This window comes from Colwellia asteriadis (genome assembly GCF_039523295.1).
Lineage (GTDB): Bacteria > Pseudomonadota > Gammaproteobacteria > Enterobacterales > Alteromonadaceae > Colwellia > Colwellia asteriadis.
In genome coordinates, this window is record NZ_BAAAFA010000033.1 from 1 (window position 1) to 883 (window position 883).

General features: G+C 41.3%; 1 pseudogene. It reads right to left on the bottom strand.

What is annotated here, in order from left to right:
- Positions 1-470: 470 nt before the first annotated feature.
- A pseudogene (locus tag ABD005_RS18100) lies at positions 471-883 on the bottom strand (hypothetical protein); the annotation flags it as partial.

Sequence of the window (883 nt, forward strand, 5' to 3'; positions counted from 1 at the left end):
TATTTACACCTATGTAGATTTACATTCATCATGGCATCTGGCCCTATGTCTTTCAATGCCTTTGTCGCTTGTACATCCATGGCTTCTACTCGACTTAATACTTCTTTGGCACCAGAGCTGTCAACACATACGTCTTTTATTATTACTTGCCTGCGCCTTTAATAGCAGATCCGCTTTATTTTGGAAGTTAGAGGAACAAAACTAATACCGGTTAAGGCGAGGGCAATCCACCCATATGAGTCATTATCATCGTCGGTGAGTAACATGGTGTTAGCACACACATCGCGCACGTCCATCACTTGGTCAGCTAGGCTGGGGTATAAGCGATATCATCGAAATAACGATACCGCCTACAAATTTTTGAAGTAGACGGGTTTTTATTGAAATCGTGTTACAAGGCGCTGTGCACCTTTTGACTGTAATAATAAAGATAGTTTGACTGTCCCTATGAAACTTTACTCAAGCACGTTTTAATTAATAGGTTGGCCTTTAGCAACACGCTCTCTTACTTCGGCAGGTGAAAGAGGAGGGAAGTTGATGCCTTTTTCTATGAGCAGCTCTTTGACTTTTAGTGCTGAGTTATAGCTATCGCTTCCTGGTTTTAATGGACTGTTTTCTAGAGAGTTATGTATAGTCATAGCTAATGTTATCCCTCCATTAGCAGGCTGATGATATGCGGCACCTAGCTCAATAAGTTTGGAAACCTCTTCAAACCTATTTACATACGATGCATGTAAAGCTGAATTCTCTAAAGAACGATTGGTTTTGTTTAAATCAACACCGTGCTTGATTAATAACTCTATTTCATCCCAATCACCCATACCAATGGCGCCAAAAATAGCGGGCTGACCATCTCTATCAACCGCATTGGCATCGCCGCCAT